A 17,794-nucleotide genomic window follows, 5' to 3' on the forward strand; every position below is an offset into this window, starting at 1 on the left:
TCTATTTCATTTTAGACCTTGGCAAACCAATTTCATGCTCTTGGGGATATGGCGCACGGTGTGTAGTGCTTTTATCCTCTCTTAATCTTTCGTGTACTTTATAATCCCTATCGGTACCTGTGTCATATCTAGGATCGGGAACAAAGGGCATTTTTTCCATTTTCGATATAACAACCGTGGGAAAATGAAAATCCACCTCTACCCTACCTAAAAGAAGATAGCAGCCGCCTCCTTTGAAGGGATATTTTATCAATGAGGTTGCAAAATGGGCGGTGTCAAAGTAATCCCCATTATTGTCTATCCATGTTCCAAAGTACATATTTCCGTTCTTTGTAGGTACTTGTTTGGTGGATACCAAATAGGCCAACATCCTTACCGTTTTCTTATAATTATCAAGTAGCTGAACGTTCATGATATCACCACGATATTTGGTCTTAAGAAGCTCGAAAGGCGAAAGGGAAACCGGAAATCCAAGGATTTCTATTTCATCGAAGGCATCTTCTACAGTGTTGCGCACCATGATGGGAAAATGATATTCCTGCAACGGTTCCTCTATGAGGAGTGTAGGCGACTTCGACACTTCCCTAGATTCCAATAATTTGGCGATGATGATAAGGTCGCTTTTCGGTTTGCCCGTAAACCGAAAAGCACCTATAAATATCAAGGTTTGTAAGGTCTCCCCACCTATAGCCGTCCTCGCTAAAAAATCCTCCAAAGAGATATAATCCCCGTTAGAATTTCTTTCCTCGACCAACAGAACGGCCAATTTTTCATCCATGGACTTTATAAGGTTGAAACCAAGATAAATATCGGTACCTATCAAAATTGTCTGAAGCCCGCTTTTGTTCACGCAAGGTACATGAACCTTTCCTCCCGAACGCTTCGCTTCATGGATATAGATTTCCGCACGATAGAACCCACCTCCATTATTTATAGCGCACACCATGAACTCTATTCCGTGATAGGTCTTTAGGTAGAGACTTTGATAACTCTCAACAGCATATGAAGCGGAGTGAGCTTTGCAAAAGGAATATCCGGCAAAGCTCTCGATTTGTCTGAAAACCTCTAGGCTCAATTGGTCATTGTGACCAAGCTTTTTGCAGGATTCAAAGAACTTGTACTTTAGGCTTTCTATTTCCTTTTTAGAGCGCGATTTTCCACTTATAGCCCTACGTAGAATATCACCATAAGTCGGTTCAAGACCTCCATAATGCAGGGCGATTTTTATAACATCTTCCTGATAGACCATGATTCCATAAGTGTCCCCCAAGAATTCTTCAAACACTTCATGGAAATATTCGAAACTTTTGGGGTTGTTATGGCGAAATATATATTCCTTCATCATACCGCTTTTAGCTACTCCCGGGCGTATGATGCTGGAAGCTGCTACTAAGGTCTGATAATCGTTACATTTCAATCTTCTTAGAAGTCCGCGCATAGCCGGGCTTTCAATATAAAAGCAACCCAAAGTATTGCCCACCTGTAGATTTGCATTGCACCGCGGGTCTCTCTTGAATATATCGATTGTACCGATGTCGATATTTATACCCTTATTACGCTTGACGAGTTCTACTGTATTGGCAATGGTTCCCAAGCCCCGTTGGCTCAGGATATCGAATTTCTCGAAGCCGATGTCCTCGGCGATATGCATATCGAACTGAACGATAGGGAAACCCTTTGGTTTTATTTCCAAGGCTGAAAAGTTCGTAATCGGTTCCTCTGATATGATTACTCCGCATGCGTGCATACTTCTTTGATTGGGAAATCCGATGAGCATGGCGCCCAATTTCGCTACATGTTGAATTACCGAATCCGTTCCGGCAGTTTGTGGACCATGTTTTGATAAAGCGTCCAGCTCCGCTTTCTGCAGACCATAGACCTTTCCAAGTTCCCGCATTATAGACCTATGCTTGAATTCCACTATAGTTCCGCAGAAAGCCACGTGTCCCGGAGAAAACCTCTTAAAAATATAATCCAATATTTCATCGCGTTCCTGCCAGGACCAATCAATATCGAAATCCGGTGGGCTCTTTCTGTTCTCGTTCAAAAACCGCTCAAAATACAAATCCAGTTCCAAGGGACAGATATCGGTAATGCCAAGGGCATAACTTACAATACTGTTGGCACCGCTTCCACGACCCACATGCATGAAACCTCTACTTTGACTGTATCTTATAATATCCCATGTTATCAAAAAGTACCCGGTAAAATTGAGTTCCCCGATTACCTTTAGCTCCTTTTCCATGCGAATTTTGGCATGCTTGTTATTCGCACCATAGCGCCTTAGAATCCCATCCTTCGCCAATTGTCCCAATAATTGCATATCCCCGGACTTACTGCCCGTATATAGCTTTTTGTTCCGAGGCACCGCAAAGTCAAAACTAAAGTTGCATTGATCGGCCAGTTTTTGCGCATTGCGGATAATGCCGGAATACCTTGAAAATTTTTGTTCTAAAGTTATAGTAGTATCCATAATTTCGGATGGGTGACAATAGGCTCCCTCAGGCAATTGTGACAACAAAATATTGTGTTCGATACACCTAAGCGCTTTGTGAAGCTCATATTCGTTTTCGTTACGTATTGTCACGGATTGAAACGCAATGGTTCTCCTTAATAATTTCTGATATATTGGCTTTATCAATTGCGTGGTCTCATAACCGTTGACCCCCAAGTATTCATTCTTTTCCAAACTTACGGGAGCATTCGAAATGGGATACACTATAAAAGCGTTTTTGAATCTTGGGGCAATGGTCGGCAGTTCAATTTCGCCCAAATTATGGTCGGTCAGGAATTTGCACAATTCGCCGATACCCTTGGTGTTCTTTGCAAGACCGGTATATAATTTTTCATCGTTATTACGAAATTCAATACCTACTATGGCTTTGATATTTTTTTCACCACACATTCTGATAAAATCATAGATGCCCGTAACCGTATTGATGTCGGTAAGCCCCAAGGTGGTAACTCCATTCTGTGCTGCTAGATTCACAAGCTCCTCCAACGGAATCGTACCATATCGTAGGCTGTGGTAGGAATGGCAATTGAGAAACGTGTTCATTTGGTACTATAATTTTGAAATGCGGAAGAGGTGCCTATAGCATTAACGCCGTATTTATTTCGTATAACATCAAGAGCACTGTATAGCGATAAAATTTCACCAGTATCCTCAAATAGGTTGATCTGATGTGAGCCATAAGGTACGATATCGGTGAAGCGGACCCCCACTTTTATCAAACGCATTCTTCTATGGTATAATTTTAAAAATAGCAATTGTACTTCTTTTTTAAGAATATGATCTAGCGATGTATAGGAAATACGAGAGTTTTTGGTCTCCGTATCAAGGTTGTTGTATTTAACCTTTACAATAACCTTAGCCGTAACCAAGCTATCTTGTCTGAGCTTGAATGCCAATTGCTCTACCATGGCCATGGCCATGAGCTGCGCGCGGATTATGTGGATATCTATACAGTCCATTTGAAAATCATGTTCCATATAGACCGCTTGTTTCTCCGTATAAGGTTTTACAGGTTCCTTATCGATACCATTTGCGTGCTGCCAAATAACATTGCCCCTCTTGCCCAACATTTTCTGTAGTACAGATGAAGGCATCTGCGAAACTTTTTCAATTTGACGAATGCCTATCCTTGATAATAACTGAAAAGTTGTATCTCCAATGTTCGGTAATCTTTGAATAGGTAAAGGATTTAGAAAATGCTGAACATGCTGCTGCTCCAAAAGTCTGGGCATATGGGGCGAGGAGTCCACAGCTCCAATCTTTGAAACGGTCTTGTTGACTGAAAGCGCCCATGAAGGATCCAGCCCGGAGTTTTTTGAAATCCGTGCCGAGAGCTCTTTCGTCCAATCGTAACACCCAAAGAAACGGTCCATTCCAGTTATGTCCAGATAGAACGAATGAATCGATGATTTTTCGACTACAGGAGCATGTTCCCTTATTATTTCTGTAAGCTCCTTGGATTTGTTGGAATAAGAGCCGTAATCCCCTTTAAGAACAGTGGCGTTTGGACATAACTTTAGTGCATATGCCGTGGGCATCGAAACACGAACTCCGAACTTTGCAGCTTCTTTGGAACAAGCCGCAACGGTACCCCTGTTTGTACCACCACCTATGATTAGGGGCACTTTTTTTAAGGATGAATTGGACAATCGCTCACATTCAATGTAGTAATCGTGCATGTCCATATGTACTATCGCTCGTTTCATAGTTGCTAATCGGGTTGTGTTATGATGCGTTTTTAATAGTTACGAGCTCCAACTGACCAATTAATATTTGCTCGGCCTCATAATAAAATCCTTCTTTTAGTTCGGCTTCATATTTAGCTATTCGGTCCAATATTTCGGGGACTGAAGCGAATAATTCGATACGGCACATTATAGTACCATCCATAGCATAATAGGCTTCTACATGAACCTCTTTATATTGGTATTCAACTAATCTACAATCAAGCAAATCTTTGATTTCTTGTTCTAGTCGTATCAAATTTGGGTAGTCCAACATCATATGACATATCAGTATTATGGAATTAATCCAAAATTATGGATTAATTCCATTTGTTGTGCTATTTTTACAGAACGAAATAAAAATTTAACTAAATGGACTATGTTGTCGTTGATATCGAAACAGCTGGAAAGGGCATTAAAAATAACCGTATCACGGAGATTTGTATCGTTCGAATGAACGAGGAAACTATATTGGACAAGTTCGTTTCCTTGGTGAACCCACAAGTACGTATTCCCAATTTCATAACCGGTCTCACGGGCATAGACGATGATATGGTCAGAACGGCCCCACTTTTTGAGGAGATTGCCGAAAAAATCATTGAAATTACCGAAGATGCCGTTTTCGTGGCACATAACGTAACTTTCGATTATTCGGTGTTGCGGTCCGAATTCCGGTATCTTGGTTATAATTTTAATCGTAAGAAGCTTTGTACCGTACGACTTGCCCGAAAATTGATGCCCGGAAAACTATCCTACAGTCTAGGGCGGCTTTGTTCCACGTTGAGCATACCTCTTATAAACCGACACAGGGCCGAAGGCGATACGGATGCTACGGTAATACTCTTTCAACGATTAATGAGCCTCGATGATAACGGTATTGTTTTCGATTCGTTCCTAAATTCAAGAAATACCGGTCTGTCACCAAATATAGACCGAGAAATTATTGGGAATCTACCGCAGCGCCCGGGCGTTTATTATTTTAAGGACGCTCATGGTAAAATTATATATGTGGGCAAGGCCGTTCGAATTAGAGAAAGGGTCCTTAGTCATTTCTATGACAAAAAAAACAAAGAATATGAACTTTGCCAAGCGACCTCTACAATTGATTTCTTAGAAACAGGGGATGAACTTATAGCATTATTGCTAGAAGCGGACGAGATTCAGAACCACTATCCGTTGTACAACGTGGCCCAAAAGAAATTAAGAGCGCCCTACTGTATTGTATACTATACAAATCGTAAAGGTATCATTCAATTTGCTATAGATAGAAAATCTGCTGCAGACCTTGGGAGCCGTAACATTTTACAGACGTGAGGAAGCCGTGGTTAGACTAATGCAGATTTGTGAGGAATTTGTGCTGTGCCCGAGATTTTCAGGACTTCAGAACAGCAAAGAGGGTTGTTCCCATTATTGCCTAAAGGATTGTAATAAGGTATGTGAAGGAAAAGAGTCCGTTGCCATTTATAATATCCGCGCAAAACGAGCAGTTTTAGAACTTCATAAGAATAGGGAGAATTATGCGATTATGTGTAAGGGTCGTACGGACCAGGAACACGGTTTTGTTTTGGTCAAAGGCAGTCTCTATCAGGGATATGGATTTTTCGATAATGATCAGGGCATTAAAGATATAGAAGAATTGGAGACATTTCTAATTCCAAAAAAAAATACATACCATACCATGCGTATAATTACCTCCTATATGAATGCGAACCCAAAATCTAATAAAATAATGGTGCCCGAGACAATCGCTTGCTGATAATTTTGAGAATAGTTTTTAAAATGATATCTAAACCGTTAAAACATTTTTTTATCTAGGTATCCCCTCTGATTGAAGAAAATTAGATTTGAAGAATGCCGCAATTCCGGTGATGAATTTGAAATTTATTTCAACTATAAACCTAACATGAATATTCAAGATACACTTAACGAAGGTCAAAAAAAAGCAGTCGAATTTGATGGCAAACACTTATTGGTACTTGCCGGTGCGGGAACGGGAAAAACTAAGACAATAATTTCAAGGGCCGCATATCTTATAGAAACGGGAACGGATCCATCAAAAATACAGATACTCACGTTTACTAAAAAATCTGCGAACGAAATCGTTGAAAGAGTAAAAGCTACCCTTCCCAAATCTGATGGAAATTCATTGAGCGGTGCAACTTTTCACTCTTGGTGCAATCAATTGATTGTACGTTTCCCCAATTTGTTCGGTGCCGCGGCATATACGGTGATAGACCCTGACGATCAACTCAGTATTATGAAAATGGTTTGCGGAAACCAGAACCTTGATTTCGGAAAGCTTCGTATAAAGCCACAACAATTGATTGATATCTATTCATTGGCGCGAAATACTAAACAAAGTTTGACGGATAGTCTGCGAATTAAGCTGTTTAAAAACAAAAAGGATGCGGATACGGACTACGAGATTTCCACAATAAAGCCACATGTAGAAAATATTTTAAGAGCTTACCAAGCCAAAAAGGCCGAACAGCGGTATCTTGATTATGATGACCTCCTATTGGTGGTCTCTACTCAATTAAGAACCAACCCCGAAGCTTGCAATATTCTTTCACAACATTTAGATTATCTATTGGTGGATGAAATGCAGGATACCAACCCCTTACAATGGGAATTGTTGGACCCATTTGTAAACATATGTAAACTTTTTTGTGTGGGAGACGATGCGCAATCTATCTATTCCTTTCGTGGGGCCGATTTTAAGAATGTACACCTGTTCAAAGAAAGGGTTCCCGATTCCGAAGTTTATAAATTGGAAAAAAATTACCGTTCAACACAAGAGATACTGAATTTATCTAATTGGCTCTTGGATAAGTCTCCCATAGATTACAAAAAGAAATTAAAATCAATTCGGGGTTCGGGAGAATTACCACAATTGGTAAATGTGAACGACGAATGGCAAGAGGCGAACTGGGTAGCGGACGAAATATTGAAAAATTTCACTCACGAGAACCGAACTTTCGCTGACCATTTGATTTTGGCGCGTTCTCAATATTACTCCAAATCCTTACAGGCCGTATTTATAAGGCGAAAAATTCCATACGTTACATATGGCGGCCGTAAATTTATGCAAGCGGCCCATATTAAGGATTTGGTCTCGTTACTACGAATAGTGAACAATCCATACGATGAAATTGCATGGGTTAGATTCTTGACCTTTCAAGAAGGTGTTGGAGAAGTAAGAGCTTCTCGGATTCTTCAAAAAGTCATAGAAAATGTAGATAAAGACGATATTCCCAATATTCTACAAAATGCCATGCCGGGCGAAGACGGAAGTAAGATAGCCCAACTTTACGAATCTATAAAGAGCAAAAACGATGTTGGTCAAATGGTCGACACCGCATATGAGGCCATGTCACTGGGACTGGCCTTTAGGTATAGGCGCGATTGGAACGAAAAACGCAAAGGAGATTTTCCGGTCCTTAAATTATTGGCAAAAAGCTATCCTACCCTTGGTGAGTTTATAGGAGAAGGCCTTCTGGACAATTCAGAGAACATGAACGGTATGAACGTTCTTAGCGAATCCCAACTCAATACGGCGGAGAGTAAAGATCATGTAATCATTTCCACCATTCATTCGGCCAAGGGCCTTGAAGCAGATGTCTGCATCGTATTAAATGTTTCCCCGAAGGCTTTTCCATCTTCATGGTCACTGGACAATCTTGATGAGATAGAGGAAGATCGCCGTGTATTGTATGTTGCACTTACCCGCGCAAAGAACCGATTAATAATGACACGTAATACTGCTTCAATCGCAGCTGTTCACCAAAGCACTGTCCCCACTAAGATGGGAGAAAGGACCAACGATATGGACACCTATTTCCTTAGCGAACTTCCAGAGAACTTAATTAAGCAAATCGTAGTTGAACATAAATTTGGAAAGGTGCAAGATGCACCGACACCAAATAAAATAGATTTATCTTCTGGAATGGATTTTAGTTAATTGCTATATTAAAAAGCTTTTAGACAGAAAACAACTAAGGTTTCCTCATCTATAAGTAAATGATTACAGGTCACCATAAGAGGAAAATGGCTCAAATGATATAAAAATTAACACTTATTTATTAAGTCAAAGTTAAAACCGTAACAGCTACAAATCTGTGTAATTGTCTTTTTTATTTGTAATGAAAATATTACTAATAAAAAATAATACATATTATGCAAAATCCTATTTTTACTGGAGGGCTTAGCACCCTTCTTTTTCAGCGCCCTATTATAGAAGATATAGCAATCACTCCAAACTTTTTTATTACTATTTTATCAGGTGTAATATTAGCCTTAATATTTCAATTTATACTTACCGCTGTTTCCGTAGCCGCCGGGGTCACATCTATTGGCAATCTTAAAAAGAGCTATGCGGAATCCAAAGCGAGAGTTGGCGAGAACGAAGATGACGATTCTACGGATATGAGCGCCGGAGTAAAGTACACGTCCATGTTCGGTATATGGAGTTTGGTCACAACCAGTATAGCATTGTTCGGTGCAACCGCATTAGCGCTTAATATTAATGTGGTAGAATCTTCCGCATCAAATATTACAACCTCCCTTGTTATTTGGGGTCTGTTCTTTTTAATATTATTCTATTTGGAAACTAAAGTAGTCGGATCACTACTAGGTAACCTTGTTAAAGCAGTAACCTCTGGTTTTAAAACCAGTGCAAGTGCCGTAACCTCAATGTTCGAAACCTCTCCATACCAAAAAGTGGACGATATGTTGAACCATACTATAGATAAGGTACGTTCAGAGTTCGATACAGAAATGGGCTCGGACAAAATCAACTCAGTCCTTGATAATTTTTTTAACAAAGTAGATAAGCGTATTCCCGAATTTGAAAGTATTAAGGCGGATTTAGAAGATATTGCCAAGCAGTCCAAATCCACAAACTCTTCAAATAAATGGATGGCTATACAGCAAATGGTAAACGGCTATATCTCAGAAAATAGCGAAAGTTCCGATGAGAATAAGCGCTCCAAGACCGAAAAGCTTAAAGAGGCAATGTCAACTATTTCCAAAAGTTTTGAAGAGGCAGACAATCGCGAAGAGGGGATAAATAAAGTGGTAGAAGAATTTAGCTCTATGGACATGGATGAAATAAATCCATAAGCAACAGATTACTGAATATTTATCTAAAGCTACCCCGGAAGATATGTCAGGTGAGCGATTAAGTACGTTACTGAAAGGGGCTATCAACCATCCAAAAATGATGATTTCCATACTACAGAAGCAAGCTATTGGTCTAGATAAAGCAAGTATTGTCAATATCCTTTCCAATAACATCAATCTTGATAAAAAAGACATTACTACATATGCAGACAAGATAGAAAATCTGCTTCAGACGGTTAGTAGTGAACTCAAAGCGGACAACGACGAGGGAATACTAAGTTCCCTGAATGACAAGGTAACAAGTTATTTCAATTCCGAATACTCTAGTGATTCTTCATTTAATTTGGGCACATTAGGTAAAACTTTACAATCCGCTTTGTACGATCCTAAAAAAGTTTAAAAGACATTAAGGGGCAATTATCCGGCTTAGATATAGAAACCGTTAAAAGCTATATTACCGATAATAAATATGTTGACGAAAAGCAAATTGATAATGTTGTAAACTCTATAAGTAGTACCAAAGAACAACTGGAGCGGAAAATAGAGATGATTGAGACAGAAGCGCGCCAACGTGTAAAAATATTGGAACGAAAGGCCGTTATTCAAGCAGAGCATGCTAGACAGACTGCAGTTTCTGCAGCATGGTGGTTAGTATTGACAGCTATAATATCTGGTGTTGCAGCTATAGGAGGTAGTATTGTCACCTTAAGTTAATAGCTAATTCTTACAGACAAAAAGTGCAGTTTATCTGCACTTTTTTTGTTTTGTACGGTATCTACATTGTGTTAATATAATTATATAAATATAGAAATCTTAGGCCTAAAAAAAATCCCATTACTAAATTGGATCAACTCTTTATTTTTAGGCAATGAATAATAAACCTTTGGATTATTTAATACTCTATTTATGAATTAAAGATCTAACAGCTTTGAACTCGAAGTTTTGATCAATATTAATTCTTGCTAAAAAAAAATTGACTGTACTACAATTTGACTCAAATACAAGAACCAAAAAATAAGATACAAATTTTGTAAAAAAGATATGCATATATCTAAATTTAAAAAAATGAGGGTTCAAACATAGCAATCCCAAAACTGTTACATGTTTATTGTATTTCGTTAAACCTACAGAACTTGATACTCTATCTTTAGTAAAGATAAAAAGTTCATCTTTCACTTATACAGTATTTATGATCGATTATAGCATGATTAGCCCATTAGCCTACGCAGACGACGATGAAGACGATAGAATGTTTTTTGAGGAAGCTATTCAAGAGATTTTTCCAGAGATTAAGATGAAGTTATTTTCTAACGGAAAATTACTACTGACTTATATAGTGTCTAATTTATCGGCCGGCAATCTTCCGCGACTCATTTTTTTAGATTTAAATATGCCTGTCATGAATGGGATAGAATGTTTGTTAGAACTGAAGAAAAATAAACTATTAACTAACATTCCTATTGTAATTTATACAACATCTTCTTACCAAAGTGACCGGCGAAAACTAGAAGAAATAGGTGTAACCCATTTCTTAACTAAAGAGACCTCCCAAAAACGCATGCAATTACAATTGAAAAATATAATTGGTGCGTTTTGTCAAAAAGAGGTAATGCAATAGACCTCTATGCCGCAGATTCATCGGCATTAAGTTTAATAATATTTCTAACTTTTCTCCAAAGGTTTTCAGAGTCAATAGCGCTTTGATCTAATTCTCCGAGTAGATTGCTCAACTCAAGGTTTTTGGTATTTCCCTGAATTTCCACTTTCAATTCTCCTTCATCACTAATAGTTGCCAAAGCCCAGTTATCAAATTCCCTTTTCATCTTGAAACCCTGCCACATTATTTGAATATCCTTATGCCTTCTATCACTGCGTATATTCTTGAATAATGTCATTACTTCTTTCTTTGGTCCTTCAATAATTTGAAAGAAAATGTTTCGGTGAAAAATAATGCTACCGGTTATGTTAAACTGAGGATTGGATGACCTTGCTATATTAATAATTTCATCAACATCCTTTCTACTTAATGAATCCTCGGCCAATGAACGATAGCTAATATCATATAGCAGATTAGCGTCTTCATAGCTTTTTCTATATGCGCTAGGAGAATTACCGAATGTATCCAAGAAAATTTTTGAAAAATAGCTTTTACTTTGGTAACCTACGGCAAAACATATCTCGGAAATATTCATGTCCGTAGAATGCATTAGTTCTTTACTGTGCTCTAATCGAAGCCTAGTAAGATATTCATTAGCAGAATAACCATAAAGAAAACGTACGCCGGATTGTAATTTTTTCGGAGAAATCCTTAAGTGTATACTAATCTCATCAACGGAAACTTTTTCTGTAATATTTTCCAATACATAGTCGCCAATGTTGGTGATTCTGGAAAGCTCGGACTTGGTCAAAGCAGGTTTAAAATTATCTATGTTACTATCGTGTGCATGAGCTTCTATTTGCGAGCCTAACATCCTTAAGACAGCTCCTTCGGTAATCAACCTCCCAATAATATCAGTTCTTTCATTTTCTACTATTACATCAGCGTAAGTTCCAATTCTTGCATCTATATCACCAAAATATCTAAAAGGCTCACTCTCATTATTAAGTTTAAAACTTTCGGTCAAATCATGAATCAACTTAAGCTTACTGGGGATTTTACTCTCCTTCAGTAATTCTGGGTTGATTATAATGTAACAGCATTTATACTCTATATTATTAGGAATCACAAATTCCGAACTACTGTTTGGTTTACTGATAATGACAAAGTTTTGTCCTTGCCGTATTTTCTTGTAACCTATATCTTGGGGAAACTTCTGCATCTGATAACCGGAAACGTTATAACCAAAATAATAAGGTCTATCATCCTTAAAGTTCATATTAATCACTAAATCCTCAGAAAATTTTATATTATAAATCCACGCAGTAAAACCTGGTAGGAGTTCATATAGGCTGATGTAGCCAATACCATGTTCATTCTCAATCGTCATTTTGGCCGCACCTAAATTTTCAATTAAATCACCATCAAAATGTGCTGAAAATTGACTTAACATCTCAAAAGGGCTATCTTCTCTTAAGCTTAACACTATTCTTCTTTTACCTTTAAAAATAAAAAAATCTATAATAAATGTTTAACGTTTTTCAGATTTTTTAACGTTATCCAGTCTATTCTTTCATAAATCAATATCCAATTTACACTAATAGGCTATAATTTATGGCTAGAGAAAAGATGAGATTTATCTGTTTTTGGAATTACTGTTGTAAAGAAATTTAATTCACTAACTATAATTAGATTACCTATTTATAAGGTTCAAACTTTATATTGTAGCACTTAGGCACAACCTAATTCTTATTTAAATTCGCTTTCAAATATTCAACTACCTGTGGTGGTAAATCAAAGACCTATAGAATCTAAAATTATGAAATTGCAATGAGCTGAAAATGGCAGTAGATAAAGCCGAGATTCGCATCAGGATACCTTATTTTAAAAAATAGAGAACCATCAATTATTTCAATGTAGCATAAAATTTTACGCCTGCTTATGCCCTACTTATCTAAACGTTGGATAAACCCCTTGGCCCAGAATGTGGGACGTTCCCCAAAGCATTCTGCGATAGCATCTACACCAATAAGTGTTCCCTTGGCTAACCTCCCCATCATTGCTACTGGTATGGTACCCGTATCGCCAACGGTTTCCATCAATGCGTCTTTTCGGGTCCGCACCCCGAGTTTGTCGTGAATCGGCTCGACCAATAATTTTTGAATTAGGCGCTGGGGCAATGGACTCGCCACCGTTAGTATCTGGGGCGCGTCCAGTACTGAGTTGACCATAATATCAATGTCAACGGTATTTCCGTTTAAGTTAAAATGCCATCCATTATCGTTCATTACAATCTCAGGGTCGGCAATGAAATCCATATTTATATTACCAGATTCAATAAGGGCCAATAATTGCTGTAAACTGTCCACGGGCGGTCCGTAGGAGTATCTTTTGAGCCGCTCGTCCAGTAGGACGATATCGCCTATCAATGCATCACTTATTGGGGCAAAGGAAAGCAATCTATACATGGTAGGTTGAATATGCCTCCATACATGTCCTATACAATAATCCAAACTTACAGGAGCCAATCCCGTTGCCATCTGCACGAATAACTTTAAGGATTTGGACGCAAGAAGTTTCTTAGAAACTATGAGCTTGTGTTCATACTCCGCATCCACAAGCCACGAATGAATTATTTCGACCAGTTCACTCTTGGACAGGTCATGTGGCCTTGTGCCATCTCCAATAGCTATAAAAATTTCAGCAATTATAGGGGCGATGGCATTAATTAGAAAATTAGTCGACACTAATTTATCCGCCTTTTCAAGACTCTTTTTAAGAGCGAGTTCATATGCTTCCAATTGTTTGGTGTCCGAAACATAAAGTTCATCGATTTTTCTATTAAGCGGCTTCGGGGACATTGGGAGACCATTCAGCGAGAATGGCACGATGCTTCTTGGTTCCCTACCGCTAGGAACATACTTCATCTCCTGGTATTCTCATTCAAAATTTCAAATCTGCCACCATTCCCCTCAGTTAATGCTCGGGCAACATCGATCATAGCGAGACCGAAACCCCTTATGGCAACGTTCGAACCCTTCACAAGACCAGTTGACTCAACAATACGTGATACCGGATAAGGTTGGGTGAACAGCACCGAACCGTCTATTTCACCAACCCTATTTTTCCAACCCGTCAACTGTTTGTCCAGTTTTACAGGTTGGTGCCCAATGCATAAAGCAACCTCCCCCGTTCTGTAGGCTTCGCCACCGATAACTTCTATTCTAACACCGTTATCTTCCAAAGCAATGTGATCGACCTCCCCTTGCACGATAGTGAGAAGATTTTCTTTGAGCAATATTTCTGCTATACTGTCAAATCTTTCCGTGAGGTATTTTCCAAGCTCAGAGCGCAGCGGGAATGCATCCACCATAGTACTAGGTATCTCCTTTTCTGCGTAGCCTGTCCAGTTCTGAAAATCCGGGAAAGAGGGGACGGTAAAACCGCTCAATTCAACTTCTATCCTTGGCAATATCGCCAGCCCTCGTTCGGAAACATTAAGCCAATTCGTTTTAGGCTGTTTCAAGTTGTAAACGGGTCCCGCTCCAGGATACTTCGTACTTTCGAATATTATGGCCCTAGGTTTCTTTCCTGTCCCCTTACAGGCAGCATAAAGCGCTTCCAGTGAGGCGAGCCCTCTGGGTCCACATCCAATAATGCCAATATCATAGCTATTCTCCATATGGTCCTGTTTCATCTTAATTCTTTTGGCATTTATGTTATAATGTCTCTATTACTTTAATCTTGTCTTCAACAGCAATTATCCCATTTTCATTAGGAACTAAACCGATTCCAAAAGTCGGTCACTGCGAAGATTTCGCTCTTATTGCTGCAATACTGGATAAGGGCTGTACTTCTTCACTTTTTTTAAAAGTATTAAGATTTATGGTAATAAAAATACAACGCTGCGTTTTTTCCTGTAGCCGGAAACGATTATCGTTGATTTCGATAATTGCCCAACTGTCTTCTTCTAACGCCTCGTTGCTATGGACAACCCATGTCAGGTACATTTAAGTAAGCCTTTATTTAAACTCTCTTATTGCTTAACCATTGGCTTTATGAAATTTGACGATTTCTCCGTTCTTGTAGTAAGATTTACCATTTCCAGAATAGCCCCTTTTTTTTAAAATTCTTTTTAATTGAGAAAAATAAAATCCATGCCCTATAATTAGAATATCCTTTTTTTCCTCTTCAATCCTGTTCATTAAGACATGAATTCTGTTTAGGGTATGACGGCGAATTTCAGGTTGTCTTTTAATATTTAAAAACCATTGTAATCTACCCATTACCTTCCAAAGAGGTGTGGGCAGTTTCAAATTTGTCTCAGAAAAAGGCGCAATTGGAACTTCATTTATTAAGCCTGTCTTATAAGCATATATATTTATTCCTAATGCAATATAAGTAGATTCACTCCTTGTTAATTCACTGATGTAAATCTGAATATCTCTATGGTTAAACTCTACATTTTGCCTAATAATTTTAGAACTGTCGTACTTATTACAGGCAAGTTTAAATTCTGTAGATGTGTATGTCTTTTCCCATTCAAAGTCAACCTTAAAATGTCTCATTAAATAGATATTCATTAGGTAGTAGTGGTTAGAGATATTGGTAAATAATTATTGTATTTAATTGCAATTTGATGAGCTAACATTTTTTAAACAATCAATCCCCTATTTAAACTGTTCGAACGTTTCTGCTAACCGTAGTGCGGAGGCAAGGAAACTTTTCGTTTCCGTCTGCGCACGAAGCTAAAGCTTGTTGTTTAGTTTTATTTTTTTCTTGTCCAAAGCTAAATCCATAAGATTTAGCGACTTCATAAATATACACAGACCTTTCGCTTTAGCCCTAAAGCCCCCATTACGTTTAGGCTTTGTTGTGTGCTGGATTTTTTCCAGTCACTTCCCATTTCGCTTCCACAATAAATTTAGAAGTAACTATTTCTCCGATTTTGTCAATGCCCTTTATTTTAATCAGTTTAGGTTTTAATTGATTTTTTATTATAATCCTAAACTCATTTTGGTGTTCGTGCTCTAGTTTTTTAATGAAAGGATTCATTTCTATTCGTCCTTCAGATTTTAAACTCTTGTATTCCACTTTTCTTGCTGAATAATCAACGTCATTAAGTTCTAGTGCCTCAACCAGATTATCTAAGAAAATTTTTGGGTTCTTAATAATTATTGCGTGTTCTCCAAATTTCAACATTTTCTCATCCACCTTTAGTATATCAGTATTTTCAAAATCCTTCGTGGTAATAATAAAAAAGCTGCAGGTTAGGTAATTGTGATTGAATTGGGTTAATTTCCAAGGAGTCTTTGGGTCGGGTTTAAATTTGAACTCCCCCAATGTTGGATGGTTGCATTTAACTTCTGAAAGACAAACATTTTCAATCCATTCAGCACCTTCATTTTCATCTCCTTGCTCCTTGTTTGTTTCCTCAAGTTTATTGAAATTTTCCGTGCTATTAAAGAACAATTCTCCTTTTTCAAGAAAGGATTCAAGATACTTCCTTTCTTTAGAAAACTTTATTAAACAAAAAGGTAGTTCGTTTTCTTTCATTTACGTTTTTTTTGCAGCTTGCACACAACGGTCCGGGTATATCTTCCGGAAGGCGCAGCCTACCGAGTGGAAGATTGCTGCGACTTCTGGAATATATGCCCAGTTGTGTGTAGTTATCTAAAGTAGGTAGTAAAGTTGGCAAAAACAAAATAGCCTTTATATAAGTCGCGGCATGCCCGGACCGTTGAGGGAAATGAGTGTTACGGGAGTCGTGAAAAAACAGCTATTTATGCAGTACGTGTTTTTTTGCAGCGGAGTAACACGGCCTTTAGGTCATTTCCCTCAACGGTGAGGCTAAGCGTAGTGCGGTGGTAAGGGAACTTTTCGTTTCCGTCTGCGCACGAAGCTAAAGCTTATTGTTTAGTTTTATTTTTTCTTGTCCAAAGCTAAATCCATAAGATTTAGCGACATTATAAACATACACAGACCATTCGGTTTTGCCCTTAAGTCCGCATTACGTTTAGGTTTTGTTAGCTACAGTAATTATTTCAATTTTCTTTGGATAATAGTCCATTCCTATTCGTATTTCTTCGGTTTTTTCTTTTCCAATAAGTTTCTCGACTAAGTATAAGCCCAAATCTAATGAAGAAGCTACTGCTCCAGCTGTTATGGTATTATTGTCATCAACAATTCTTACTTGAGCAACTCTCTCGCAATACTTTTCCAATGATTTATATTCATTAAAGTTAGTCGTTGCCGTTTTGTTTTTCAAAAATCCTGCTGCGCCAATTAATAAGCTACCTGTGCAAATAGAAACTATATAATCAACATTTTCTCCAGTTCTCAACCAATCAATGAACTCTGTATTGTATTGAAGTTCTCTTGTCCCATATCCACCATGTAACGACTATCATATCATAATCGGATAAATCAGGTTTGATTTTATCGACAATAATTTCTAGTCCAAAACTATCCTTTATTGATTTTTTAGTAGCACACAAATCCCAATTCAGATTTTCCATATACCCTTTGGTTTTTATATTCTTTATAGGGTCATAAAACCCAATAAAATCTAAAAGAGTTATTTCGTCAAATAGTATATATGCAATCTTCATTTGTTATTATTGTAGCTAACGGTCCGGGTATATCTTCCGGTAGGCGCAGCCTCCCGAGTGGAAGATTGCTGCGACTTCTGGAATATATGCTTAGTTGTGTGTAGTTATCTAAAGTAGGCAGTAAAGTCGGCAAATACAAGATGGCCTTTAAAAAAGTCGCGGCATGCCCGGACCGTTGAGGGAAATGAGTGTTACGGGAGTCGTGAAAAAACAGCTGTTCATGCAG

At 38.2% G+C, this 17,794-nt stretch carries 18 protein-coding genes; 7 read left to right on the forward strand and 11 right to left on the reverse strand.

What is annotated here, in order from left to right; all coding sequences use genetic code 11:
- Position 1: 1 nt before the first annotated feature.
- Genes Q5W13_RS22845 through Q5W13_RS22855 form a run of 3 tightly spaced genes read right to left on the reverse strand, consistent with a single transcriptional unit; the run spans position 2 to position 4,498 of the window.
- Entirely contained in the window at positions 2-3,058 is a 3,057-nt protein-coding gene (locus Q5W13_RS22845; protein ID WP_304444657.1) for a DNA polymerase III subunit alpha, read from the reverse strand.
- A complete protein-coding gene (locus Q5W13_RS22850; RefSeq protein ID WP_304444658.1) occupies positions 3,055-4,221 on the reverse strand; it encodes a DNA polymerase Y family protein in 1,167 nt (388 codons plus the stop codon). Before Q5W13_RS22850 ends, Q5W13_RS22845 begins: the two co-directional genes overlap by 4 nt.
- 19 nt (positions 4,222-4,240) lie before the next feature.
- A complete protein-coding gene (locus tag Q5W13_RS22855) occupies positions 4,241-4,498 on the reverse strand; it encodes a hypothetical protein (RefSeq protein ID WP_304444659.1) in 258 nt (85 codons plus the stop codon).
- A gap of 113 nt (positions 4,499-4,611) precedes the next feature.
- On the opposite strand from Q5W13_RS22855, the gene Q5W13_RS22860 reads away from it, so the two are divergent.
- The 7 genes from Q5W13_RS22860 (at position 4,612) to Q5W13_RS22890 (ending at position 10,978) form a co-directional block, all read left to right on the forward strand.
- Entirely contained in the window at positions 4,612-5,553 is a 942-nt protein-coding gene (locus Q5W13_RS22860) for an exonuclease domain-containing protein (RefSeq protein WP_304444660.1), read from the forward strand.
- Positions 5,525-5,995 (forward strand): hypothetical protein, encoded by a 471-nt coding sequence (locus tag Q5W13_RS22865; RefSeq protein WP_304444661.1) that lies wholly within the window; start codon positions 5,525-5,527, stop codon positions 5,993-5,995. The genes Q5W13_RS22860 and Q5W13_RS22865 overlap by 29 nt, the downstream gene beginning before the upstream one ends.
- Before the next feature lie 72 nt (positions 5,996-6,067).
- Positions 6,068-8,200 (forward strand): ATP-dependent helicase, encoded by a 2,133-nt coding sequence (locus Q5W13_RS22870; protein ID WP_304444662.1) that lies wholly within the window; start codon positions 6,068-6,070, stop codon positions 8,198-8,200.
- Positions 8,201-8,415: 215 nt separating this feature from the next.
- Positions 8,416-9,360 (forward strand): hypothetical protein, encoded by a 945-nt coding sequence (locus Q5W13_RS22875; protein ID WP_304444663.1) that lies wholly within the window; start codon positions 8,416-8,418, stop codon positions 9,358-9,360.
- Between the two features lie 43 nt (positions 9,361-9,403).
- Positions 9,404-9,760: an HU family DNA-binding protein gene (locus Q5W13_RS22880; RefSeq protein ID WP_304444664.1), complete on the forward strand. Its 357-nt coding sequence runs from the start codon at positions 9,404-9,406 to the stop codon at positions 9,758-9,760.
- A gap of 146 nt (positions 9,761-9,906) precedes the next feature.
- Positions 9,907-10,074, forward strand: a complete 168-nt coding sequence (locus tag Q5W13_RS22885) for a hypothetical protein (protein WP_304444665.1) — start codon at positions 9,907-9,909, stop codon at positions 10,072-10,074.
- 475 nt (positions 10,075-10,549) lie between these two features.
- The gene (locus tag Q5W13_RS22890) at positions 10,550-10,978 is read left to right on the forward strand and encodes a response regulator (protein ID WP_304444666.1); all 429 of its coding nucleotides are present in this window, start codon (positions 10,550-10,552) and stop codon (positions 10,976-10,978) included.
- Between the two features lie 4 nt (positions 10,979-10,982).
- On the opposite strand, the gene Q5W13_RS22895 is transcribed toward Q5W13_RS22890, so the two are convergent.
- The 8 genes from Q5W13_RS22895 to Q5W13_RS22930 form a co-directional block, all read right to left on the reverse strand.
- On the reverse strand, positions 10,983-12,443 hold the full coding sequence (locus Q5W13_RS22895; RefSeq protein ID WP_304444667.1) for a BLUF domain-containing protein: 1,461 nt from the start codon (positions 12,441-12,443) through the stop codon (positions 10,983-10,985).
- Between the two features lie 460 nt (positions 12,444-12,903).
- Entirely contained in the window at positions 12,904-13,818 is a 915-nt protein-coding gene (locus Q5W13_RS22900) for a hypothetical protein (RefSeq protein WP_304444668.1), read from the reverse strand.
- Positions 13,819-13,880: 62 nt separating this feature from the next.
- On the reverse strand, positions 13,881-14,654 hold the full coding sequence (locus Q5W13_RS22905; RefSeq protein WP_304444669.1) for an FAD/NAD(P)-binding protein: 774 nt from the start codon (positions 14,652-14,654) through the stop codon (positions 13,881-13,883).
- A gap of 106 nt (positions 14,655-14,760) precedes the next feature.
- Positions 14,761-14,967 (reverse strand): MOSC domain-containing protein, encoded by a 207-nt coding sequence (locus tag Q5W13_RS22910; RefSeq protein WP_304444670.1) that lies wholly within the window; start codon positions 14,965-14,967, stop codon positions 14,761-14,763.
- Positions 14,968-15,000: 33 nt separating this feature from the next.
- Positions 15,001-15,525, reverse strand: a complete 525-nt coding sequence (locus Q5W13_RS22915; RefSeq protein ID WP_304444671.1) for a hypothetical protein — start codon at positions 15,523-15,525, stop codon at positions 15,001-15,003.
- Between the two features lie 295 nt (positions 15,526-15,820).
- The gene (locus Q5W13_RS22920) at positions 15,821-16,513 is read right to left on the reverse strand and encodes a hypothetical protein (RefSeq protein ID WP_304444672.1); all 693 of its coding nucleotides are present in this window, start codon (positions 16,511-16,513) and stop codon (positions 15,821-15,823) included.
- Between the two features lie 460 nt (positions 16,514-16,973).
- Positions 16,974-17,300, reverse strand: coding sequence for a DJ-1/PfpI family protein (locus Q5W13_RS22925; protein WP_304444673.1), 327 nt, complete (start codon positions 17,298-17,300; stop codon positions 16,974-16,976).
- Between the two features lie 4 nt (positions 17,301-17,304).
- A complete protein-coding gene (locus tag Q5W13_RS22930; RefSeq protein WP_304444674.1) occupies positions 17,305-17,568 on the reverse strand; it encodes a hypothetical protein in 264 nt (87 codons plus the stop codon).
- Between the last annotated feature and the right edge of the window lie 226 nt (positions 17,569-17,794).

It is taken from the genome of Zobellia laminariae (genome assembly GCF_030553095.1).
Lineage (GTDB): Bacteria > Bacteroidota > Bacteroidia > Flavobacteriales > Flavobacteriaceae > Zobellia > Zobellia laminariae.